The organism is Mesorhizobium sp. BHbdii (assembly GCF_053848045.1).
Window position 1 is genome coordinate 558,396 of sequence record NZ_JBSPKX010000001.1, and the last position, 23,343, is coordinate 581,738.

At 61.7% G+C, this 23,343-nt stretch carries 17 protein-coding genes; 7 read left to right on the forward strand and 10 right to left on the reverse strand.

Annotated features, from left to right (window positions below; all coding sequences use genetic code 11):
* Positions 1-2: 2 nt before the first annotated feature.
* Positions 3-1,079 carry an ABC transporter ATP-binding protein gene (locus tag ACWTU8_RS02690; protein WP_455846928.1) on the forward strand — a complete coding sequence of 359 codons (1,077 nt, stop codon included), beginning with the start codon at positions 3-5 and terminating at the stop codon, positions 1,077-1,079.
* A 6-nt stretch (positions 1,080-1,085) separates the two neighbouring features.
* On the opposite strand, the gene ACWTU8_RS02695 is transcribed toward ACWTU8_RS02690, so the two are convergent.
* From ACWTU8_RS02695 to ACWTU8_RS02720, 6 genes are all read right to left on the reverse strand, one after another.
* Positions 1,086-2,594: a tripartite tricarboxylate transporter permease gene (locus ACWTU8_RS02695; RefSeq protein WP_029350468.1), complete on the reverse strand. Its 1,509-nt coding sequence runs from the start codon at positions 2,592-2,594 to the stop codon at positions 1,086-1,088.
* Between the two features lie 10 nt (positions 2,595-2,604).
* Positions 2,605-3,078: a tripartite tricarboxylate transporter TctB family protein gene (locus ACWTU8_RS02700; protein WP_287329948.1), complete on the reverse strand. Its 474-nt coding sequence runs from the start codon at positions 3,076-3,078 to the stop codon at positions 2,605-2,607.
* Positions 3,079-3,173: 95 nt separating this feature from the next.
* Positions 3,174-4,151: a tripartite tricarboxylate transporter substrate-binding protein gene (locus tag ACWTU8_RS02705; RefSeq protein ID WP_455846929.1), complete on the reverse strand. Its 978-nt coding sequence runs from the start codon at positions 4,149-4,151 to the stop codon at positions 3,174-3,176.
* A 259-nt stretch (positions 4,152-4,410) separates the two neighbouring features.
* The gene (uxuA, locus tag ACWTU8_RS02710) at positions 4,411-5,643 is read right to left on the reverse strand and encodes a mannonate dehydratase (protein WP_455846930.1); all 1,233 of its coding nucleotides are present in this window, start codon (positions 5,641-5,643) and stop codon (positions 4,411-4,413) included.
* Between the two features lie 192 nt (positions 5,644-5,835).
* Positions 5,836-6,942 carry a glycosyltransferase gene (locus ACWTU8_RS02715; RefSeq protein ID WP_455846931.1) on the reverse strand — a complete coding sequence of 369 codons (1,107 nt, stop codon included), beginning with the start codon at positions 6,940-6,942 and terminating at the stop codon, positions 5,836-5,838.
* Between the two features lie 8 nt (positions 6,943-6,950).
* Positions 6,951-8,516 carry a GumC family protein gene (locus ACWTU8_RS02720; RefSeq protein WP_455846932.1) on the reverse strand — a complete coding sequence of 522 codons (1,566 nt, stop codon included), beginning with the start codon at positions 8,514-8,516 and terminating at the stop codon, positions 6,951-6,953.
* Positions 8,517-8,686: 170 nt separating this feature from the next.
* Between ACWTU8_RS02720 and ACWTU8_RS02725 the strand changes: the two genes are divergently transcribed.
* Complete coding sequence (locus tag ACWTU8_RS02725) at positions 8,687-10,000, forward strand: VpsF family polysaccharide biosynthesis protein (protein WP_455846933.1); 1,314 nt, start codon at positions 8,687-8,689, stop codon at positions 9,998-10,000.
* Positions 10,001-10,018: 18 nt separating this feature from the next.
* On the opposite strand, the gene ACWTU8_RS02730 is transcribed toward ACWTU8_RS02725, so the two are convergent.
* Positions 10,019-11,392, reverse strand: a complete 1,374-nt coding sequence (locus tag ACWTU8_RS02730) for a glucosamine inositolphosphorylceramide transferase family protein (RefSeq protein ID WP_455846934.1) — start codon at positions 11,390-11,392, stop codon at positions 10,019-10,021.
* A gap of 269 nt (positions 11,393-11,661) precedes the next feature.
* Here ACWTU8_RS02730 and wecB point away from each other — a divergent pair, with 269 nt between their 5' ends.
* Genes wecB through ACWTU8_RS02745 form a run of 3 tightly spaced genes read left to right on the forward strand, consistent with a single transcriptional unit; the run spans position 11,662 to position 14,946 of the window.
* A complete protein-coding gene (gene wecB / locus ACWTU8_RS02735) occupies positions 11,662-12,816 on the forward strand; it encodes a non-hydrolyzing UDP-N-acetylglucosamine 2-epimerase (protein WP_455846935.1) in 1,155 nt (384 codons plus the stop codon).
* Positions 12,809-14,146: a UDP-N-acetyl-D-mannosamine dehydrogenase gene (gene wecC / locus ACWTU8_RS02740; RefSeq protein ID WP_455846936.1), complete on the forward strand. Its 1,338-nt coding sequence runs from the start codon at positions 12,809-12,811 to the stop codon at positions 14,144-14,146. The genes wecB and wecC overlap by 8 nt, the downstream gene beginning before the upstream one ends.
* On the forward strand, positions 14,143-14,946 hold the full coding sequence (locus ACWTU8_RS02745; RefSeq protein WP_455846937.1) for a WecB/TagA/CpsF family glycosyltransferase: 804 nt from the start codon (positions 14,143-14,145) through the stop codon (positions 14,944-14,946). The genes wecC and ACWTU8_RS02745 overlap by 4 nt, the downstream gene beginning before the upstream one ends.
* Positions 14,947-15,041: 95 nt before the next feature.
* Here the strand turns inward: ACWTU8_RS02745 and ACWTU8_RS02750 are convergent, their stop codons facing one another.
* On the reverse strand, positions 15,042-16,481 hold the full coding sequence (locus ACWTU8_RS02750) for a lipopolysaccharide biosynthesis protein (RefSeq protein ID WP_455846938.1): 1,440 nt from the start codon (positions 16,479-16,481) through the stop codon (positions 15,042-15,044).
* Positions 16,482-16,633: 152 nt separating this feature from the next.
* Between ACWTU8_RS02750 and ACWTU8_RS02755 the strand changes: the two genes are divergently transcribed.
* Positions 16,634-17,752, forward strand: coding sequence for a glycosyltransferase family 4 protein (locus tag ACWTU8_RS02755; protein ID WP_455846939.1), 1,119 nt, complete (start codon positions 16,634-16,636; stop codon positions 17,750-17,752).
* Positions 17,753-17,850: 98 nt separating this feature from the next.
* Here the strand turns inward: ACWTU8_RS02755 and asnB are convergent, their stop codons facing one another.
* Positions 17,851-19,836 (reverse strand): asparagine synthase (glutamine-hydrolyzing), encoded by a 1,986-nt coding sequence (asnB, locus tag ACWTU8_RS02760; protein ID WP_455846940.1) that lies wholly within the window; start codon positions 19,834-19,836, stop codon positions 17,851-17,853.
* A 177-nt stretch (positions 19,837-20,013) separates the two neighbouring features.
* Positions 20,014-21,255, reverse strand: a complete 1,242-nt coding sequence (locus tag ACWTU8_RS02765; protein ID WP_455846941.1) for a glycoside hydrolase family 5 protein — start codon at positions 21,253-21,255, stop codon at positions 20,014-20,016.
* Positions 21,256-21,372: 117 nt separating this feature from the next.
* Here ACWTU8_RS02765 and ACWTU8_RS02770 point away from each other — a divergent pair, with 117 nt between their 5' ends.
* Complete coding sequence (locus tag ACWTU8_RS02770; protein WP_455846942.1) at positions 21,373-23,280, forward strand: heparinase II/III family protein; 1,908 nt, start codon at positions 21,373-21,375, stop codon at positions 23,278-23,280.
* Positions 23,281-23,343: the final 63 nt, after the last annotated feature.

The window sequence follows — 23,343 nt, forward strand, 5'->3', positions numbered from 1 at the left end:
ATATGCGGGTCACCCTGTCCGATATCTACAAATCCTTCGGCGCGGTCGAAGTCGTCAAAGGGCTCGACCTGGAGATCGAGGACGGTGAGTTCCTGGTGCTGCTCGGCCCTTCGGGCTGCGGCAAGACGACGGCGCTGCGCATGGTCGCCGGGCTTGAATCGGTAAGTTCCGGCCGCGTCCTCATCGGCGACCGCGACGTCACCCACGTTCTGCCCAAATATCGCGACGTGGCGATGGTGTTCCAGTCCTACGCACTCTATCCGCATATGACGGTCGCGGAGAACATCGCATATCCGCTGAAGCTGCGGGGCGTGCCGCGCACCGAACGCGACGCCTCGGTCCGCAGCGCCGCCGTCAAGGTCCACCTTGAGGAGTTCCTCGACCGCTATCCACGGCAGCTTTCCGGCGGTCAGCGGCAGCGCATCGCACTCGCCCGCGCCATGGTGCGGCGGCCGAGCGTCTTCCTGATGGACGAGCCGCTCTCCAATCTGGACGCCAAGCTGCGCGGCCACATGCGCTCGGAGCTGAAACGCCTGCAGGCGGATCTGGGCGTGACGACGATATACGTCACCCACGATCAGATCGAGGCCATGACCTTGGCTCACCGTGTTGCCATCATGAACCGGGGTGTCGTGCAGCAGATCGCGACGCCCCGACAGATCTACGACGATCCGGCGAACCTGTTCGTCGCCGGCTTCATCGGCTCGCCGCCGATGAATTTTCTCGAGGGTGAGCTGGTCCAGGGTGCGTTCGCCTGCGCAAAAGGGCGATTTGCGACCAGCGTTGCCGAAAGCCGGAAAAAGGTCACTGCCGGCCTCCGGCCCGAGGATTGCCGGGTCACGGGCGCATCGGAGGGCAAGATCGCGGCGCGGGTCTATGCCGTGGAACTGATGGGCGATCATACCTTGATCACCTGCCAATTCGGTGGGGCCACCGTAACGGTCAAGGCCGATAAATCGGCGCATTACGATATGGATGAGCCGATCGGGATCACTTTCCATGACACTGCGGTCTTCCTGTTCGATTCGGAAACCGGCAGCCGCATCGGCGGCCGCGGCCGTGGAGAGGCGGCCGCGTGACTCTCGCTAATTCTCCTCCACGAACACCTCTTCGCGCTTCTTCTTGACCGCCGGCAGGAAGACGATGACGAGCACGGCGAGCGCGATGAAGAGCAGGCCGGCGCTGATCGGCCTCGTCACGAAGGTGCTCGGGTCGCCGCGCGCGAGAATCATGGCGCGGCGCAGGTTTTCCTCGAGCAGCGGCCCGAGCACGAAGCCAAGCAGCAGCGGCGCGGGTTCGCAGCGCAGCTTGGTCAGGAGGTAGCCGAGGAAGCCGAAGAAGGCGACGGCGTAGAGGTCGTAGACGTTGGTGTTGACGCTGTAAACGCCGATCGAGCAGAACGCCATGATGATCGGGAAGAGCACATAATAGGGGATCGTCAGGAGTTTTACCCAAAGCCCGATCAGCGGCAGGTTCAAGATGATCAGCATCAGATTGCCGATCCACATCGAGGCGATGATGCCCCAAAACAGCGCCGGCTGTTCGATCGCGACATTGGGGCCGGGCACGATGCCCTGGATGATCATCGCTCCGATCATCAGCGCCATCACCGGGTTGGCCGGAATGCCGAGCGTCAGCATCGGGATGAAGGAGGTCTGCGCGCCGGCATTGTTGGCCGATTCCGGTCCGGCGACGCCTTCGACGGCGCCCTTACCAAATTCCCCCGGGTTTTTCGATACGCGCTTTTCGACCGTGTAGGAGGCAAAGGCTGCAAGGATGGCACCGCCTCCCGGCAGGATGCCGAGCGCCGAACCGATGATCGTTCCGCGCACGATGGGCGCCGCCATGCGTCGAAAGTCCTCGCGGGTCGGCATCAGGCCGGAGACCCTTCGGATCAGCACGGAGCGCTCGTGCTCGTTTTCGAGGTTGCGCAGTATCTCGGCGACGCCGAAGACGCCGACCGCCACCGCGACGAAATTCAGCCCGTCGGCATATTCGCGGATGCCGAGCGTGAAGCGCGGTGTGCCGGTGTAGATGTCGGTGCCGACAATGCCGAGCAGCAGGCCGAGCACGACCATTGCCAGCGCCTTGACAATCGAGCCGTGGGCGAGCGCGACGGACGAGACAAGGCCGACGATCATCAGCGAAAAATACTCGGCTGCGCCGAATTGCAGCGCGATCGCCGTCAGCGGCGGGGCAAAGATGGCGACGAGGAAAGTAGACACCGTGCCGGCGAAGAACGAGCCAATTGCCGCGATGGCGAGTGCCGCACCGGCGCGGCCGTTCTTCGCCATCTGGTAGCCGTCGATTGCAGTGACGGCTGACGAGGATTCGCCGGGCATGTTGATGAGAATGGCGGTGGTCGAGCCGCCATATTGCGCGCCGTAATAGATGCCGGCGAGCATGATCAGGGAGGAAACCGGGTCGCCGATCTGGAAGGTGATCGGCAACAGCATGGCGATGGTCGCGGTGGCGCCGATGCCTGGCAGGACGCCGATCAGCGTGCCGAGAAGGACGCCGATGAGACAGAAACCGAGGTTTGCCAGCGACGTGGCCGTCGAAAAGCCAAGCGCGAGGTTGTCGAGGAGTTCCATGTTCAGCCCCTCACAATACCAGCCATGAGGGCAGCCACGGGCCGAAGCGCCGGAACGGCAGGCCGAGCGCATAGCTGAAGACGAGGAACGCAAACAGCGTCAGGCCGGCGGACAGCACGAGCGCGGTCAGCGGCCTCATGCGGCCGCTGGCAAAGGATGCGATCAGCGCCGTCAGGAAGATCGAGGGGATGAAGCCGAGGCCGCGCACGGTCAGGCCGAAGAAGATCGGAGCAGGGAGGATGAACAGCATGCCGCGCCAGGCTATATGCCCGATCGGCTCGCTCTCGAAGCGCACCGCCTGGATGAGGATGACGGCGCCGAGCAGGATCAGCACGATCGCCAGGACCAGCGGGAAATAGCCCGGTCCCATGCGGAAAGCAGTGCCGATTTCGAGGCCGAGCGACTGCAGCGCGAAGAATCCGCCGAGGAAGATGAACAGCGCGGCGCAGATGCCGTTGGTCGTGTCGATTGCGAAAGGTTTCATGTCGTCCTCCCAGGCCCGCGCCGCGGGCGCGCCGGTGCAGTGCGAAAACGCGGCCGAAGCGAAAACGGGGCGCTGGTGGCGCCCCGTTTCGAATCTCAGTCGGCGTACTGGCCGGCGGCTTCGATGATCGGCTTCCAGCGCGCGATCTCGCCTTCCAGCTTGGCCTTCAGCGCGGCCGGCGTCGCGTCGGCGTCGGACGACGGCTTGGTGCCGAGCTCGGCGAAGCGGGCGGCGACGTTCGGGTCCTTCAGTGCGACCTGAAGCGATTTCGACAGGCGCATGGTGACTTCGGCAGGCGTGCCCTTGGGCGCGTAGAGGCCATGCCAGATGCCGACCTGCACCTCAGGGAGACCGGCTTCCGTCGTCGTCGGGACATCCGGCAGAACATCGAGGCGTTCCGGCGAGGTCACGGCGTAGGCCTTGATCGTGCCGCCCTGGATCTGCTTGGTGGTATTGGTCGTCTGATCGCACATGATATCGACCTGACCGCCGAGAAGGTCGGTCATGGCCGGCCCGGTGCCCTTGTAGGGCACGGTGACCAGCGGAGTGCCGATCGCACTCATGAACAGCATGCCGCACAGATGCGAGGCCGCGCCTATACCGGCATTGGCGACGGTGACGGTATCCTTGTTGGCCTTGGCGTAGTCGACCAGCCCCTTCAGATCGGTCGGCTCGAGGTCCTTGCGGCCGACGATGGTCATCGGCACCTCGGTGACGAGGCCGACATATTCGAAGCTGTTCAGCGTGTCGTATGCGAGCTTTCGGTACAGCGTGGCGCTTGTCGCCATACCGATGTGGTGGAGGAGCAGCGTATAGCCGTCCGGCTCGGCGTTCGCCACGCGACCGGCTCCCAGTGTGCCGCCGGCGCCGCCGACATTCTCAACGATGATCTGCTGGCCGAGATCCTTCGACATGGCTTCCGCGACGAGGCGCGTGACCGTGTCGGTCGGGCCGCCGGCCGAAAACGGCACCACGACAGTGATGGTGCGTTCGGGATAGGTCTGCGCGCCCGCAGCGAACGGATAAAGCGTGACGGCTGCGGCGGCGGCCAGAGCGGCGGCGAATTTTCTCATCGTGATTTCCTCCCAGGATATGAATTCCCAACCGTTGCCTAGAGTTCCTCTCAACACCGGCTGTGGATGGAGCAATAACTAGCGCAAGCTAGCGGATTGCAATCGGACTCAAACCGCAAACTGCTATTATACACAAGTCCGCGCAATAAGGTGGAAAGGTGCCATCGAGCCGGAGGCGGGCCGCGGAACGCCCAGTGGTCGAGGCTGATGGCAAATTTAACGAGCACCGGTTGCGAACCGCCCTGCGCCCTTCTCCAGACTATGGGGTAGAGGTGGAGATCCGCTTGCATGATGCCGAGTTGCGAATGGCATGTTCGACGCCGCGGAGTTCGGCCAATCCTTTGAGCCGCCCGATGGCCGGATAGCCGGGCTGGGCCCCACGCGTCAGGTCATCGAGAATATCCTGGCCATGGTCGGGACGCATCGGGATGACCGCGTCCTGGCGTCCTTCCTTCTGACGCCGCGCTTCCTCGTGAAGCAGCGCCGCCACCACCGCCACCATGTCGGCGTCACCGGCAAGGTGCTCGTCCTCGTGGAACGAGCAGGGGGTGCCGGCCGCTTCCTTGCGCACATTGCGCAGATGCGCGAAGTGGATTTTGGGTCCTATCCGCTCGATCATGCCGGGCAGATCATTATCTGGTCTTGCGCCGAGCGATCCAGTGCACAGTGTCGCTCCGTTGGCCGGGCTGTCGACTGCGTCCAGAATGTACCTGTAGTCGGCCTCGGTCGACATGATGCGCGGCAGGCCGAGCAGCGGAAACGGCGGATCATCGGGGTGGCAGCAGAGACGCAGGCCGAGGCGTTCGGCCGTAGGCACGACCTCCGCCAGGAAATCGACGAAATGCTGGCGCAGGGTTGTTGCGCCGATGCGGTCGTAACTTGACAGTTGAGCCGCGAGACCGTCGAGAGACGTGTCTTCGGTCGAGCCGGGCAGACCGGAATTGACGCTTCTTGCCAGAATCTTCCGCGCATCGTCATCCATCTGCGCGTATCGCCGCTCCGCCTCGGAGACGATCTCCGGTGTGTAATCGCCGAGCGCCCCTTGGCGTTTCAGGATATGGATGTCGAAGGCGGCGAAGTGGATCAGATCGAAGCGCATGGTGGTGCCGCCATGCGGCAGGCGCCAGGCAAGATCGGTGCGGGTCCAATCGAGCACGGGCATGAAATTGTAGCAGATGACCGAAATGCCGGCCCGCGCCAAGTTTTCCAACGATGTCTTGTAGTTGGCAATATGCCTGCGCCACTCGCCGACCTGCGTCTTGATCGCTTCGGAAACCGGCAGGCTCTCGACAATCTCCCAGTTCAGATCGCTCGCGCTTCCATCCGGCAAAGACGCGACTTCGCACTGACGTCTTTCGATTTCGGCGGGCAGCCAGACGGCGCCGTGAGGAACGTGGTGAAGAGCCGTGACGATGCCTTGCGCCCCGGCCTGACGCGCATCCGCGATCGTCACCTTGTCGACCGGGCCGAACCAACGCCACACATGTCTCATTCGAACACTCCGTTAAAAAGGATCGCCATGCGGTCCTACGCCCGCGCATCCCGCCGCGGTGACCGACCCGCTGCTCCTCTTCGTGGGCTGCTATCAGATTCCGATGTATCTGACACCCATCCTGCCCGGGAGGCTAAAGGCGATGCTCCAACGACGCGAATGGCGATAGCGGCTGCCCCGCGAAGTCCCTGGCTAGAGCAGCGCTTCGTATAGATCTCCGATCTTTTCAACTTCGAAATCCGCTGCTCTGCTCTTCAGGAGGGCGACAGAAGTGGGGTGGTCCAGCATATCAGCCATCGCCTTTGCCAGGGCCGCGGCATCGCCGACCGGCACCAAGGCTCCGAAACTACCGTCACCGAGAATCTCGCGCGGGCCATGCGGCGCATCTGTGGAGACTACGGGGACGCCAGCAGCCATGGCCTCGACCAGCACGTTGCCGAAGCCCTCGCTCGTCGAGGAAAGGACGAACAGATCGGCTGCGGCATAACAGGCCGCGGGATCGTTGACGTAGCCAGCAAAGAGCACATCGGCGGCGGTACCGGATTCCTGGGCATAGGTGCGCAACTCGGCAGCCAGCGGACCTTCGCCGAAGATGACAAGCCGAGCGCGGCGGTCGGCGCGCAGGATAGCGAAGGCCTGGAGCAAGGTCCGATGATCCTTGACCGGCACCAGGCGCCCGGCGGTGGCGATGACCGGGCCATCGCCCATCGTCGCCAGCTTTGTCTGCCATGTATAGGAATCTTGCTGGAGCGCCGCAGCCGGTGGCAGCGGATTGTTGATGACGACAACCTTGGATTTGGGAAAGCCGCGGGCCGCAATGTCGCGGCCGACACCCACTGAGACGGCGATGGCTTTGGTTGCGCGCGCTGCAACCAACGCGGAAAGCCAGACCGCTATTCTCGCGCCGAGGCTGCTGGAAGGCAGTGAGGCCGCCGCGTGGAAGCTTGGAAAGAACCGCGCTCGGCTTCGCGCCAAGAGAAGCGCCAGCGCCACGACCAGATTGGCAAATTCGGGGGCGCTATAGACCGCATGCGGACCAAGGTGGCTGAACAAACGTGCGCTTCGCACGATGCCTTTCAGCGTCTCCCACTTGCCGTAACCCTCGCCCCGGATGGGAAGGTCGAAATCGACAAGATGCACCGCGGGGGAGCGCAGCGCGGCGTTGGGTCCTTCAGCGTTCCAGGTAAAAAGCGTGACATCGTGGCCACGTGATGCCAATTCATTTGCCATGAGGACGAAGACACGCTCGGCGCCGCCGCCCCTGAGACTGGCAATGTGAAAAACAATGCGCTTCGCCATGCCTGGATTCAGGCTCGGCTGACGTCGATGCCTGATCGGTTCGTCGGCTGGCGCATGTCGCGAACGATGCCCATGGCAATGGCCAGCAGCATGCCTAGCGCAAAGCCGGCGAAAGCTCCCAGGCCTGCCATCAGGGGGGTGCGGGGCGGCCACGAGCGTCCCGGTGGCGGCACGGCGGTGGAAATCACCTGTACATTCGTGGTGTCGATCTGCTCGCGCTCGGTGATTTGGCGCGAGCGAGACAGGAAGCTTTCATAGACCGCCCTCCTCGAGGCGGCGTCGCGTTCAAGTTCACGCAGGGCGACCTGGGACTCGCTGTCGGTGAAAACATTGTTCTTCAGATCGTTCATCTTGGCGCTGAGAGAAGCCAATGAGGCGTTGGCCTTATCCAGGTTGGCTTTTGCGGTGCCGACCGTGCGGGCGAACTCTGCCCTGAGTTGAGAACCGACGGTCTCGAATTCTGTCCTAAGCCGGACAATCGTCGGGTGGCGCGGACCAAAGGTCATGGATTGTGAATCGATTTGCTGCCGCAGGCTATTTGCCTTGTCGCGCAGTGCTGCGAGTGCTGCCGAAACCGCGGGGTCAGGATTGGCTCCATTGACACCGGAGGCAACCAGGGCGTCGTAACTTGCCTGCGCTGCGATGACGCGCGATTGCGCCTCTCCAATTTCACTATTGAGCTGCGTCATCGTCTGCGCACTGACAAGCTGGCCATTGCTGGAGGACAGGTTGTGACTGCGCCTGTAGCTCTCGACCTTCTCTTCGGCCGCCTGCACGTCGCGCTTGAGTTGGCCGAGCCGGCCCTCAAGAGCAGCTGCGGCACGGCTGGCACCAGCAGCTTCGGCCTTGGCCAGTTCGTCCTGGAAAGCCTTCACTATGGCTTGCGAGATCAGGATCGCCTTGCCGGTGGTTTCTGCCGATACCGAGAGGGTTGTGACGAACGACGTTTCATCCGCAGCGACGCTGACCCGCTCCGCCAGGCTTTTCTGGGCGATAAGCTTCGGATCGGACTTGGCGCCACTCGCTGCAGCACCAGACGTGGAGGAGCTCTGGTCCGGGTCGAAAAACTCCGGATCCCTGGCTAGACCGAGTTCGTCCACTACCCGTGCAAGCACGTTGCCCGAGGTCAAGATGCGCTGCTTGCTGCGCGCGTTAAGTATTTGGCTGTCGACCTGGCCCGGTTGCGAGTAGAGATCGTTTTCCACAACCTGCAAATTGGCAGGATTGATGAGGATTTCTGTCGTAACGGTATAACGCTGTTTGCTCAGCAACCCATAGGCGGCGCCGATGACGCCGCCGGCCACTGCCAGCATCAATGCCAAGACGAGCCCGGCACGCAGCCAGACAAACAGGCGTCGAAAATCGAGCTCAAGGAAATCGCCGATCTTGTCGAGCGTCACCGTCGGGACAGGCTCGGGCGTGTGCGGAGTGACAGGGGCGGAGGTGCGTGCCATGACTGGGGCATCCTGTTGCAGCCTTGCCCTGCTGGCGCGCCGTGCATTGGCGATCCGCTCGAGTGCGCTGATATCGGAATCCGCTGCAGAGGGAGGAGTTGTGCCGGAAGCGGCGGACATGGTGCTAACTCTTGTTATTCGCTACGCGGGCCAGCACTACAGAAAGATCGTTAACATCTCATTTTCCAAGTTGGCATATTTTGCCGAGTCACACGCCGCGTCCGTTCGGCGTCCCTTGAATGGATCTCGTTGGCCAGAATGCCGCTTGAATACCCCCATTTGGATGGGCCATGAGCTATCCCGCTGCCGCATCGGAACGATTGCTGCCCAGCCAGGCGCGCCGTCAGAACGCGCTGTCGATTCTGTTTTTTCTATGCGCTGCGTTGGCGTTCCTGCTCCGCTTCACGGTTTCACCGCAGATTATGAACATGGTGGTCGACTATACGGCCGACGGTGGTTCATTCTACGAAAAACTGCATTTCGGCACCTATGCTATCTTTCTGCTGCTTCCATTCGTTCTTTTCAGCCGGCCGTTTCTGCTGCAGGGCGACGAAATTGGAATCTTCAAGGCTTTGCTGCTCTATTCTGCGCTGATTTTCGCGCTGGTGCCGTATCTGTTCATCACCGGCCGTGCGGGCTCCTCAGGGTTCATCATCGATACCTATCTGGTGGCGGGCGCCGCAGGCCTGTTGATGCTGGCCTTGAACGCGGAAGTACGGCGGGCGTTGGGCGACGTCGTGCTTGGAATGGTGATCATCAGTGCCGTGATGGGCACGATTGAAGCGGTGACTCATCATCGATTTCTGCCTTACGGTCTCAACGAACTGCAGTTCAGGCCAATCGGGCTATCGGCGCACCCGTTGGCCCTAGGCGCTCTCTGCGCCACTGTCATCGGATTCGTACCGCTGACGCGCTGGCGCATATGGGTGCGGGTGCTGGCGATCTTCGTATTGCTCGTCGGTTGTGCCGCGTCAGGCGCTCGCGCCGCCCTGTTGCTAGCTGCCGGAGAAACCCTCATTCTGCTGATGTTCGTGCCTTGGCCGCGCCTGACCGTCAAGCATCAGCGGCAGGCCAAGTCTGTCGTGCTGCTGTTCGCCCTGGCGGCCGGCGCAGTGCTGGTGGCCATACTGTTTTCGGGCGGACTGCTGAACCGATTCGGCAACACGATCTTTGACGAAAATTTCATGGCTCGGGTGACAATCTACCAGGTGTTCGGACTTGTTAGCTGGAAAGACATCCTGTTTGGCATGAACGTCGACGACCTGCTGGCGATCGTCAACGAGAAGCTGCATCTGCCCTACATCGAGAGCGCGCCGGTGGTCATCATCATGCTCTTCGGCTTGCCCATAGCCGTGCTCTTCATCATGCTGGTATTCTGGTTCATTTTTCGGCTGCTGCGCGCGGCGCCGCTGCCGGCATGGATCGGCACCATGACGTTCCTGCTTGCTGCGCTGTCGAACAACGCGCTCTCGTCAAAATCGCCGGAGATCGCAATTATCGTGGTGCTGCTGCTTGCCTATAGAAACGCGCCGTATAGAAACCGGCCGAAGAGCACATCGTCGGCTGCGGCTGCATCCGAGCCGAAACCGGATCGGCTCGGATAAGCACAGGCTCCAGACGCGTCAGCCGGCGCTATCCACAACCTCGACGTTGCCTGCGCGATTAAGCGTGTGAATGCCCGTGCGGGCCCATGCCGGCCCCGGGCCGATCGGGCGGGGCGGCGCAAAACGGACGTCGAAATCGTCAAGCCTATCCAGCCGCATCAACCCGAGACCGCCGCCATAGGCTTTCGACCCGTTTTGCACCGGCAGAACTACGGCGTCACCCTGTCGAATAAAGGCGCCGCCGGGCCGAGCGGCCGAGTGATCGACGGCGATGGGATTGAGCGCATGCGCGACCCACGGCCCGCGCAGCGAGGGTGCGGAATAGACCGTCATCGTATCCGACGCGCTGCCGTAACCGAACCGCTCCGTCCCCAACAGCCAGAAGCGCCCATCCAATTCGAGCAGCGTAGCGTCATTGAAATCCTTGTCCGTCATCAGCACGGTGTCGCGTACCCAGCGATCCGGAAACTGCGCGGCGCGGTAGAGCACAAGCTCGCGCGCCGCCCCACTTTCCGGAATCATGAAAATCTCGCCGGCCTGAGCGAATACCTGCGGATACGACAGGTGGTGCATTTCCTCCAGTACCACCCTCGGCACACCGAAGGTGCCATCTTCGCCCAGCTCGGCCACAGAAATCACGCCGCGACCCGTAGCGTAGGGAAATTCCTCGACAAACAGATAGTGGCGGCCATCCCGCTCGAGGACGAATGGATCGGCATAGAATCGCTGGCCATCGTCCGGGAGGACGGTGAACGGCTTACCGTCAAGTTGCCCGGTTTCGGCGACACCTGACCCGTCGATCAGCCGATAGGCGACCTGCCAATAAAAGGGGCGCCTTCCAAGTCTGAGTTTTTGCACAGCGCGATCGACCAACCCCCCGCAGAAAAAGGGCAGATAATGCCGGACAAAACCGCCGTTCCTTAGGATCGGTGCCGGGTTATCGACAACTGGCACAAGTTCGCCCGCGGAAAAATGGGCGACGCTTTGCACAACCAGCGAGATGGCCCCAGCGAGCAGGTCGTTGCAGCTGCGAGATAGCCAGAGCCGGTCGCTGATCATCGGTCGCCCCCTGGCGACTGTGACGCCGTCGAGGCGAACGGCAAGTTCGGGCAATCGCCCGCTCGCCAGCATCTCGGCCACACCGGCGGGGAAGGTGCTGTGGCCGCAAAATTCGAGCGTCAGGACAGGCGTGCCTCGTCGAGCGGCAGTGCCGGTGAGATCGATTACGAGGTCCGCTGGACCAGAACCGCCAGACGGCAACGGCTCGGAGCGGCTTGCCAATGAGGGGGCGAAGCGCCGGCTCTCCATCGCCAGCACAATATCCAGTCCGCGTGCGATCGGCGCAGGCGTCGGCGCGCGGCAGCTCGAAACCACGTGACTAGCTGCGTTCAACCGTACCAGGAGCTCATTTTCCCAGCGCCGAGATCCGATGGTGTGGCCGATAATTAAAATATTAGTCAATCGAATATGTTCTTTTTCAAGACTACTGTGCCAGGATACCTATCGGTTTAGGCTTTCACAAGAGTTACCGGGGAGAACGCGGGCTTGGCTGTTAATCATATATTAAGATTTAAGGTCACGAAGGCGGCTTCTGCAGCTAGTATAGCTCTTGTGACGAATAATCAGCAGGCCGCGACGCCTTCTGGTGACCAGGATCAGCAATGAACGTCCTTTCACATCCGAAACTGCCGGTGAGGCAAAAATTGCTGATCGTGTTCGGCACGAGGCCGGAGGCGCTCAAATGCTTTCCGGTGGTGCGTGCCGCGCTTGCCCATCCGGGTTTTGTTACCGAGACATGCATCACCGGCCAGCATCGCGAGATGGTCGAGCAGGTCATCGAACTGACCGGCCTGCCGGTGCATCACGACCTCAACATCATGCAGCCCGGCCAGACATTGTTCGACGTCACCTCGCGCGTGCTGCTGGGCATGGCCGAAGTGCTGGAGAAGGCGAAGCCCGATATCGTCCTCGTGCAAGGCGACACGACCACGGCGATGACTGCGGCTCTGGCTGCTTTCTACAAACGCATCCCGGTAGCCCATATCGAGGCAGGATTGCGCAGCCACGATATCAACTCTCCCTTTCCAGAGGAACTGAACCGCAAGATTGCCGGCGACATAGCGACGTGGCATTTCGCGCCGACTATCCAGGCGCGCGACAATCTCATCGCCGAAGGAAAGGCTGCGAACACCATCTTCGTGACCGGCAACACGGTGATTGACACCCTGTTGCATTTTTCCGGCGCGATCGACGCCGACAAGTCGATGAGCGCCAAGCTCGCCGCCCATTTCCCGTTCCTCGATTCCGCCAAGAAAATGATCCTGGTCACCGGCCATCGCCGTGAGAATTTCGACGGCGGCATCCATCGCATCTGCACGGCGCTGAAGGGGTTGGCGGTGCGCGAGGACGTGCAGATCGTCTATCCGGTCCATCCCAATCCCAACGTGCGCTCGGTGGTCAACGCAGAACTGGGTGGCGTGCCGAATATCCACCTGGTCGACCCGCAGGACTATCTGCCGTTCCTGTTCCTGCAGAAGCAGAGCTACCTGGTGCTGACCGATAGCGGCGGCGTGCAGGAAGAAGCGCCTTCGCTCGGCAAGCCGGTGCTGGTGATGCGCGAGAATACCGAGCGGCCCGAGGGGATTGCGGCGGGTACCGCCCGTCTCGTCGGCACCGATATCCAAAAAATCCTGTCCAATGCCAACAGCCTGCTCGACGATCAGGCTGCCTATCGCGGCATGGCGGAACGACACAACCCGTATGGCGATGGCCGGGCCAGTAACCGGATCGTTGAGGAATTGCTGCATCATGGCTGAGATCAAAACCGTTTCCGTTATCGGCATGGGCTATATCGGCCTGCCGACCTGTGCCATCTTCGCCAGTCGAGGGCTCGACGTCATTGGTGTCGACGTCAACGAAGCGGTGGTCGAGAGGGTCAATCGCGGCGAAATCCACATCGTCGAGCCGGACCTCGATGGTTTAATCCAAAAGGTTGTAGCCAACGGCAAGCTTAGGGCATTCAATACGCCGCAGCCGGCGGACGCGTTCGTCATCGCAGTGCCGACCCCGATGACCGAGGACCACAAGCCTGACGTGAGCTATGTGCTCGCGGCGGCACGAAGCATCGCCTCCGTGCTGAAGCGGGGAGACCTTGTGGTGCTGGAATCGACATCGCCGGTCGGCACGACGCGCATCATGACGGGACTGCTTGCCGAATTGCGGCCCGATCTCAAATTTCCTCTGGTGCATGGCGAAGAGGCCGATGTCCTGGTCGCCTATTCGCCCGAGCGCGTGTTGCCGGGAAAGGTCCTTACCGAGTTGATCAACAACGATCGGTCGATCGGCGGACTGTCGCGCAAGTCGTCGGAACGCACCGCAGCACTCTATTCAACCTTTGTTGCCGGCGACCTGTTCACGACCCAGGCCGAAAGCGCGGAACTGGTGAAGCTGACCGAGAACGCGTTCCGCGACGTCAATATCGCCTTTGCCAACGAGCTTGCGGCAGTGTGCCAGGATCTGTCGCTCAACGTTTGGGAGGTGATCGATCTCGCTAACCGGCATCCCCGCGTGAACATCCTGCAGCCGAGCCCGGGCGTCGGCGGCCACTGCATCGCGGTCGATCCGTATTTTATCATCGATGCCGCGCCTAACAGCACGCGGCTGATGGCTTCGGCACGCCGGATCAATTCCGAGCGTCCCTTGTCGGTGGTCAGAGATATAGAAGCCCTGCTAGATCCTTCCCGCAAGCAGACGATCGCTTGTCTTGGCCTCAGCTTCAAAGCCAATATCGACGATATGCGCGAGAGTCCGGCTGTCGAGGTGGTGAAGCTTTTGTCAGATATTCCCAACCTGAAGATCATCGCGGCAGAACCCAACACAAATAGGCTGCCGCATGAACTCGAGGGTAGAGGCATCGTCTTCACCGATGCGCTTTCCGCCATCGACCAGTGCGATATCGTCGTCCTTCTGGTCGACCATCGGCAGTTTAATCTGGTTGATCCCGAAGCGCTCAAGGAGAAGAAGCTCATCGACACAAGGGGTTTGTGGACCTGGCGCAAAGCACGCAAGCCCGACGCCCGCATCGAAGGCAAGAAATCAGCGCTCGAACTCCTGGCACTTCCTGCAAGTGCAGAGGAGGCCGCATGAACGCGCACGACCCAGCATGGGCGCAGCATCGCCTATTGGCGTCACGGCGCCGGGAATTCCTTGGCGCGCCGATCCATGCGCTGACCATGGCCGAGACGCTGGCCATCGCCGATGAGGCGATGACCCTGCGGCGGCCGCTGCATCATGTGGTCGTGAATGTCGCCAAGCTTGTGAACATGCGCAACAACGCCGAACTGCACGAGGACGTGGCAACGGCGGATGTAGTCAACGTCGACGGCATCGGCGTGCTTTGGGGGGCGCGTCTTTGCGGCGTCGCGCTTCCGGAGCGGGTAGCGGGTGTCGACATCATGATCAATCTGCTGAGCCTCTGCGACACGCGGGGCTACAGGCTCTTCCTCCTGGGCGCAGAACAATCCGTTCTCGATGCGGTTAGAATGCGACTTGCCAGGGATCATCCGGGTCTCGTCGTCGCCGGCACGCGCAATGGTTATTTCAAGCCGGAAGACGAGGCCGGCATCGTCGAGGCAATCAACACCTCGGGCGCCGACTGCCTGTTGGTGGCGATGCCGACGCCGCGCAAGGAGCGCTTTCTCAAGCGCTATCGTGACGAACTCACTCCGAGTTTCGTCATGGGCGTGGGCGGCAGTTTCGACGTCTATGGCGGCAAGGTTGCCCGGGCGCCAAAACTGGTTCAAGCGGCCGGTCTGGAGTGGTTGTTTCGCGTGGCACAGGAGCCGCGACGCTTGTGGCGCCGCTACTATGACACCAACACTGCCTACGCAGCGCTGCTGTGCCGCGAGTTATGGGGCCGTCGGGGACGCCGAAAGGTCGATCTATAAATAAGTAACGATTGCCCCCAACAAGCGGGCGGCCGCCTGGGGCTACAGCCTCGGCCCGAAGTCGGAACCGCTTTTTCTAGGACTACGGCACGGGTCTATGCGAGCCGTAGCCGCGCCCGCAGCTTGGCTATGAATTGCATCGCGGCGGCAGGATAGAACAACCAGGTCAGCCCGAAGAAAACCACTGCGCCAGCGGTGCCGCCCGCGACGAGCGAGAAGATGGCCGGCATATCGCCGAGAAGAGCGCCGGCAAGACTGGCGGCCAGCCCCGTGCAGACCGAAATGACGATCGAAACGCCGATGTCGCGCCATGGCACCGGCACCGGCGTGAGCCGTTCGCCGATGATGATGCAGGCTAAAAGGCCTGCCAGCGATCCACCCGCCAGCGCCAAAGCAGCGCCGACCTCCGCCATCGGAGGGATCAACAGCACGGACAGTGCGATTGTCGCCGCCGAGCCGAAGGAATTGGCGATGATCAACAGCCACGGCCGCTTGTGCGCGTGCACCACGGTGCCATAGACGAAGCTGGCGAGATTGGCACACAGCACGCTGAAGGCGATGATCGGAAAGAGCAGGCCGAAACGGCCGTGATATTCGGATGGCAGCAGGAGCTGCGTGATATCGCTGCTGAGTGCGACCAGCATTGCTGCGACCGGCAGGCAAAGGCGCATCATCAAGGCCATCAATTGCGACAGCAGCTGGCCCGATGCCGCAGGACCGTCGTCGTCGAACCGGCTGACCACCTCGGGAAAGGCGCCCATGTTGATGGAATTGGCGACCATATCAATGGGCTGGCGGGCCAGTGCATAGGCTGCGGCGAAGATCGCCACTGCGCCGGCATCGTAATAGATCTTGAGGAACACACGCTCGGCGCTGTGCAGGCCGAAGCCTACCAGCGCCATGATGACCAGGGGCACGCCGAGGACGAAGAACTCCTTTTGCGTGAAGCGTGGCGGACCGGCAACGACGCGTCGGGATGCCATGATGCCTGCCACGATACCGGCAATCAGCACGCCGAGGCTCGAGCCGAGCGATACCGTCAGAAACGAATCTTGAAACATGACGATGGCACCGATCGGCAGCGCGAGTTGCAGCACGGCGCGCAGGAACTCGAGGGTCGAATAGACCGAATGACGCTGCTGCATCTGCAGCACCGTCAACGCGAAGCGGCCGATGGAACCGGCGATCAGGTAGCTGCAGATGGCGATCGCGAACTCGACCCAGCGCTCCGGCACGATCACTGCGGAGGCGGCCACGGATATGATCAGCGCCAGGGCCGTGCTGGCAAGCAACACCCGCCCGGCCAGCATCAGGCTGCCACGGCTGACGTCGCCTTTGCCCCCAAGCCTGAGCAAAGCGATGCGCAGCCAGTTGGTGACGGCAACGTCTGTCATTTCGCCGACGGTCACCACCAGGGTCAGCAGGCCATACTCGGTCTGATCGATCAGCCGCGTCACGATGACCAGCAGGAGCAGCGCGGAAATCCGCGTCAGCAGGATCGCCGGAACATAGATGAGCGTGGAGCGCAGCAGCAAAGAGTTGTCCCCGGAAAATTCACCTTCGATTAACCGTCGACCGGCGGAAAATCCAGTGCGATGACGGCAAAGGGTGAACAGATTCAGTTTGAACTAACGGATTCGTCGTAAACCTTGTTTGAAACCTTTGCCTTGTCGTTCCGAATGGAGTCATGTTGCAGCGTCCGGTCCACAATCAAAAAGTCCATGTCCTTGTCGCGACGCCTTCGGGCGTTTCGGGGCAGGGTGGTATCGACCGCATCATGGGGGCGCTGAAGCAGGAGTTCGAGCGGCAGGAGATCGCCGACATCGATGTACGCTTCCTTGCCAGCCGCGGCTCGGGGCATGTCGCGTTTTCGATCTTCTATATGTTTGACTTTTGCTGGCGGATGCTCGCGGCGCGTTTGGCGAAGCGCGCCGATGTCATTCACATCAACATATCGGTTTCCGGCAGCACCTATCGCAAGATGGTGATCGCCGCCTGCGCACGGCTGCTGTCGATACCCTATGTCCTGCATTTGCATGGGGCGCAGTATGAGACATTCTGGAAAGACGATCGCAGTTTCATGAGCCGCCGCATCGAAACTCTGTTCGAGCGTGCCGCTCGGGTGATCGTCTTGGGCAGGCTTTGGCGCGACTTCGTCGCCAGCCGGGCACCGGGGGCGGCCGACAAGATTGTCATCGTTCCCAACGCCACGGCGGTTCCATCCTTGGTGCATGTCGGTGGCGGTGACCATGTGCATCTCCTGTTCCTTGGCCGCATCGGCGACCGCAAGGGCGTCCCGCAATTGCTGGATGCGCTGCACTGCATGGAGCCGATCAAGAGTTGGCGCGCCACGATCGCCGGCGATGGCGACGTCGAGGCGGCACGGATGAGGACGGCCGAACTGGGCCTTGCCGAGCGCGTTACCCTTCCTGGCTGGGTCGGGCCTGACGAGGTCGCTTCGCTGATCGCTTCGGCGGACATTCTGGTGCTGCCCTCCTTTGCCGAAAATCTGCCCGTCTCGGTCATCGAAGGCATGGCTGCAGGTCTCGCGGTAGTGACCACGCCTGTAGGCGCCGTGGAGGACATCATCGCCAACGAGCAATCCGGGTTGCTGGTGCCGCCCGGCGATGTTGCGGCGTTGACCGAGGCGCTGACACGGCTGGTCGAAAATCCGGCATTGAGAGCCAGGCTTGGTGCTGCCGCGATGGCCGTGCATCGGGAACGGCTTGAGCTCGTACCTTTCGTCGGCGCGATCTGCGACGTCTGGAGGTCGGTCGCGTTAAATGCTCAATCGGTCAAGCGCTGATGCCATCCTTTGTAAACGTGGACGCTGAGCTTGCGCGCCGCGCAGGTGAGCCTAAGACGAGCAGCTGCGGGTCGAGCGCAAAATCGATCCCATTGGCGTCACTGCGGCGCTCCAAGCTCAAATTCGCGATGGAATATCTCCAAATTCAACAGCGCCCAAATTAGCTTTTCGTGGTCTGCGGCACCGCTGGTATGCTCCGAGACGATTTGATCAAGGTGTTTGGCGCTCAAATAGCTGCGAATGACGGACTGAGAGGAGCAAAGATGGTCGTCCACGTAGTTCCTCATTGACCCGCGAAACCATTCGGCGACGGGCACCTTGAACCCGACCTTGCGGCGGTTGAGAATTTCCTCAGGAAGCATGTTGGCCATGCTGTTGCGCAAGATCAGCTTACCCTTCCGCCAACCCACCTTGTAGCGATCAGGCAATTTGCTGACGAACGCAACCAGATCGCGATCGAGGAACGGCATTCTTCCTTCGATTGAACCGGCCATCATCATCCGGTCGCCTCGTTCCAAGAGATTGTCAGGCAACCACGAGGTCTGATCGAAAAACAGCGCGCGGCGAAGATGGGATGCCTTCGCGCTTGAGGAGAACGGGAAGTCGTTGCGTTCATTGCGGCAATTGGCCGGCGCACCGATGAGGCGACCGTGTTCCCGCGCTGTCATGGCCCCAAACCAGGAGATCATCCGAGTGGCAAAGTCCCTTTCGCCCGCGCTTCGGGCAAATGTATCGAACTTGGCCGATGCGCCAGGCATGGCGCGTATCAGAGGGGCGAGGACGTTGTTGTGGAGCAAGGCTGGAACGAGCGACCGGTAGATTCCAGCCAGTGACTCCGCGCGATGTTTGGGATACCCGCCCAGAATCTCGTCTGCCCCTTCCCCTGTGAGCACCATCTTGACGTCCTCCGAGGCTCGCTCCGACATCAGGTAAATTGGAATGTCCGAACTTTGTGAAACAGGCGCCCCCAGATGGCGAATCAACTTGGGCAGGTGGTCAATCAGGTCGTCCGCCTCAATGACCAGTTCGCAATGATCGGTCTTGAAATGATCGGCGACGCGTCGGGCGAATGGAAGTTCACTGTAAGCCGGTTCGCTGAAGCCGACCGAAAATGTACGAATTGGCTTGTCGCTATGCTTCGTCATCAGGGCAATGATCGCTGACGAGTCGAGGCCTCCGGAGAGAAAGGCGCCAAAGGGTGCATCACTGCGCATTCTGATCTCGACGCAATGGTCGAGCAGTTCCAGAAATCGCCGCTTGGCGGTTTCGTCGTCAATGTCCTCGGTCAGATCGGTTTGATCTGGAGGCGTATAATAGCGCGTTTCCGTCACGGTCCCTTGCGACCAAACGGCATAGCTTCCGGGGTTGAGTTTGCGGATTTGTTTAAAAAGCGTGCGCGGTCCAGGCACGTAACGCCAACGCAGATACTCGTGCACAGCGTCCAGATCGAGCTGCTGCGCGTTTGGCTGCGATGACAACAACGCGTTGATCTCCGAGGCAAACGACAGCAATTTTTCGCTTTCCATGAGGTAAAGGGGCTTTTTGCCGAAGGGATCGCGGCCGAGGATCAATTCGTGCCTCTGAGCATCCCAGAGCGCAAAAGCGAACATGCCGCTCAATCGGTCAAATACGGACAAGTGCCACTGATCATAAGCTCTGAGCAGCACCTCGGTATCGGAGCGCGTTCGAAAATGATGACCGAGGCCGATCAGTTCCTGGCGCAACTCGATATAGTTGTATATTTCGCCGTTGAAAATAATTCTGAGACGGCCGTCGTCGATATGCATCGGCTGATTTGAATCGGCGTTTAAGTCAATAATCGCCAGGCGGCGATGCACCAATGCCAATTGGTTCCCGCCGGTGTTCAAGTCCAGGAACTCGGTGCCTTCGGCATCGGGGCCACGATGCCGCAATGCGTTGGACATTCCGGCGGCCCGATATTGTGGGTTCTCGACTCTCGGCCCGATCCAGCCGGCAATTCCGCACATCATCTCTTCCCTGGGCGCGCGTATTCGCACGCTGTTTACGACGAATGTATTAAACACTTGGTTGCCGACGAACCGGATCGCGGAGAAAGCCGCCAAGGTGTTTCAAAGGCGGGCTTGACCGGTTCGATCAGGCTCTGCCGGTCCTGAATGACGTGCCAGCGACGGTTGCCGCCGAGACGGCAGCTCTTGCCGTCGCGTGATTGATCACTAGCTTGTGGCGGGGACAGGATTGGCGTTGCCGCCCGGCTGCTCATCCGTCAAGAGGCGCAATGGCTACGGCAGGCCCAGTGCCCGCAACATCTCCTGGTCCGGGACCGCGGGCCCTTCGGGCCGGATAACGGTCATCCCATAGGGATTGGAGAATTCCCAGACAGACCATGGGATCGCGAAGCGTTCCGCCTGCTGGCGCACCGCCTTGAGATAGCGCAGACGGTCGGCGTCGAATGCGCCCATGCGGCCGTCCGCAGACATGAGGATCACACCGAATTCACCCATGAAGAGCCGTCGGCTTGGAATGCCATGCGCCTTCGCCCAGTCGACCGCCTGACGGAAGCTCGCCTCGAGTTGGCTCGAGCCCCAATTGTGCTCGAAATATCGGGCGATTGCTTCACGCGCCGCGACCATGTCCATCATTTGCTCGACCGGGCTCAGGCCGGCGGCGTCCATCTGCGCCTTAAGGGTTTCGGTTACCTTTTCGGGCGTACTGCTGTCGGCCGGCCAGGGCAGGCCCGAGGCGAAGGCGCCTGTCCCGTCGGGCCGCTGGTGCGTGAAACTGTGCGGCTCGTACATATGGAAGCTGTAGTAGAGGTTCGGATCGTCAAAGCCCGGGGTGAGATTGACCAGCCCGGCTATGCTGCCGCCACAGGCGCCTGTTGCGACGATGGTGAGTTCGCTGCTGACTGCGCGAATATCGCGGACCGTGTCTGCCATGATCCGCTGCCAGTCATCGCTGCCGCTCGAATCACAGGGGTAGTATGCCGGCTCGTTGTAAGGCTCGAAGGCTACCTTGTCGGTGCCAACCCTGGCCAGCATGGTGGCGACCGCCACAACCATTTCGCGATAGCTGGCAACGCCTTCGCTGTCGGCACCGTCATAGATCATCTCCATGCTGTAGGCCGGAACCTGGGTGACGCCGTGCAGGTCGAAAACCACCTTAAGGCCGGCCGACGTGACCTGCTCGACCGCTGCGGCAAGTATGTCCAGCGCCTGCTGCCGTTTGGCGCCCTCGCTGGCAAGCAGAGGGCCGGGGTCGACGCTCAGCCGGACGAAGTCGAAGCCCATCGATCGAATGCGCGCAAACACTTCGCCATCCGGCCAATCGGTGAGCGGCCTATGTCCAGCGCGCCACTCCTCCTCGCTGCGATAGGGCGGCCAACTGTAGGATCCATCGTCCTCGACCGGCGACCAGTTGAGCCATTCATGCACGCCGACGCCGCGCTGGAGTTGGATCGGCGCAGCGTTGGCGGCTATCGCCATGCCGAGCACCCACGCTGCAACCCACGCCATCCTTCTCATCGCCACTCTCCGCATCATGGTCGGAGATATTAACCGCAGGATCGGAAAAGGAGGATTGCCGTCGTGCGGCTTTTCGACAGCATGGTATATAAGAATCGAAACCTTGGCGGAGCGCGTATGAGAGTCGGCTGGTACATCAACCGGTTGCGCAGCATGGAGCCGGCCGAGGTGTTGCACCGGCTGGGCGAGCAGCGTCGAAGGATCGCTTCGCGCCACCGCGACGACGGCTGGGAGCGCTATGCTTCGCCCCAGTTGCACCGGGTGCTGCGTGGATTGCGCGATGCTGCGCTGGCTGCGACACCGGAGCAACGGCAAGCCATAGCGGCGGCGGCGCAAAACACGCTTGGGGGCCAGTTTTCCGCACTTGGGCGGACATGGCCACGGCGCGATCCCGATCGGCTGTTTCCTCCCGAGCTTTGGCGCCTTGATCCGGTGACCGGCAGGCTTTGGCCGGGTCCCGAGGCCCATACTTTCGATATCGATTTTCGCCATGGCGGCGGCCGCGGCGATGTAAAATACGTTTGGGAGATCAACCGGCTGCAGCAGTTGCCGCCACTGGGCGCCCACCTGCTTCTCGCCGGCGACGACCAGTCCCGGATGGCCATAGAGGCGGCGATCGACAGCTGGCATTCAGCCAATCCGCCGTTTCGAGGGGTTTGCTGGGCCTCCGGCATCGAAGTAGCGCTGCGAGCCATCAGCCTGATTGTCACCATGGACCTCGTCGGCGACCGATTAGGCGCGGCGACACGGCAGCAAGTGGGTGAAATACTGGCGGCAAGCGCCTATTGGCTGCCGCGGTTCCCTTCTCGATTTTCTTCCGCCAACAACCATCTCGTCGCAGAACTGGCTGGCGAGTATCTGATCGGCCTGGCGTTGGGGACCGAATCCAACGCTGTCCGCGGCGCCCTCCTGGCTGAGGCGCGCAAGCAGATTCTCGCCGATGGCGCCGGTGCCGAGCAGACCCCGACATATGCGGCCTTCACCGCCGAACTAATTTTGCTGTGCGCCGCTGCGGCACGCCAGGCCGGAACGCCGTTTCCCTCGCCGGTCGAAGCGCGTCTGGCCGCATTTGCCAATTTCGTCGCTTGGCTCTCCCCAGCTGCCGGCTTTGGCGACAACGATGAAGGTCGCGTGCTGACGCTCGGGGACGAGCCGGACTATGTCCGATCCGTCGCCGCCGCCATCCGCGGCTTTTTACAGAGGCCGGGCAACGCGGCGGTGCCACACGATTTTCGGGCGCTTTTCTTTGGCAGGCCGTCGGAACCGGCACCGGCGTCGCATGGGCTGCAAACGTTCACGCAAGGCGGGCTCTCCGTCTGGCGCGGTGAGATGAATGGCCGCAGCATCGATCTGACCTTCGACCACGGCCCGCTCGGCTATCTCTCGATAGCGGCTCACGGCCATGCCGACGCGCTGTCGCTCACCTTGTGCATCGATGGCGAGCCGGTGCTGGTCGACCCCGGCACCTGGCTCTACGGTTCGGGGGGCGTCTGGCGCGACTGGTTCCGCTCGACACCGGCGCATAACACGCTGAATATCGAGGGCAAAAGCCAAAGCATCATCGCCGGGATGTTCAACTGGTCGCACAAGGCGGTTGCGGCATTGGTGGAGAGCGAGCCGGGAACGCACTGGAAGCTGCGCGCCCGGCATGACGGGTATAGAAGCCGCTTCGGTGTCGTGCATCAGCGCACCGTGACGCACCAGGCCGACGGGATCGTCGTGACCGACCAACTGCTCGGCGGCAGGCGCGTGGCCGAGGTCGTCTTTCAACTCGCAGCCGGCCTCGGCACTAACCGAGACGGAAGCACGATCATAGTGCTGCGCGGCGACGAGCCGCTGATGACCATTCGGTTTCCGGACGCTGCGGTCGACATCCGCGCCGGCGGCGACGCACCGGGGCAGGGCGGCTGGGTTTCACCGCGTTTTGGCGCCAGGCAGCCAGCCGAACGCATCGCCTGGCACGGCGAAGTGGGCGAAGACGGAATTAAGATCCACCTCGCGGCAATCCGACCGTCGCAACGATAGCGACCGGCGCAGCAGCAGAGCGGGCCATCCGCTGTTCCGGCCGTATTCGAGATTAATTACCTT